Origin of the sequence: Kytococcus schroeteri, assembly GCF_002847825.1 — a bacterium.
Classification (GTDB): domain Bacteria; phylum Actinomycetota; class Actinomycetes; order Actinomycetales; family Dermatophilaceae; genus Kytococcus; species Kytococcus schroeteri.
Window position 1 is genome coordinate 1 of sequence record NZ_PKIZ01000105.1, and the last position, 343, is coordinate 343.

Genomic DNA, 343 nt, shown 5'->3' on the forward strand with positions numbered 1-343 from the left:
TGGGATCCAGCTTCGTGCCCTCCAAACCGTCGTGTGGTGATTAATGTTCTGGATGCACAGCCGGAGGAGAGCTTCGGCGTGTTGGAATCCGACGACCGGCGGATGACGGAGGCTCTGACGATAAATGTCTTCCTCACCTCGGACGGCGCAGACGTGGAATACGTGGCGGACCTGGCAGCACTCAGGGATGCATCCCCGACCGTGCTGGAGAAACTGCACGAACAGCTACAGCGTGCGGCGCGGGACCTGCTGGTCGCGGATCGGTTGGTACTGCGCCAAGCACTGCCTAGCGACTACCGGGCATTCGATACACAGCCGACGAACCCTCGGCTAGGCCACAGCT

At 61.5% G+C, this 343-nt stretch carries 1 protein-coding gene; it reads left to right on the forward strand.

Features of this window, described 5'->3' with window-relative positions; genetic code table 11:
• Positions 1-36: 36 nt before the first annotated feature.
• Positions 37-343, forward strand: a 307-nt coding sequence (locus CYJ76_RS11730) for a hypothetical protein (RefSeq protein ID WP_202820499.1), incomplete at its 3' end; no start/stop codon positions are given.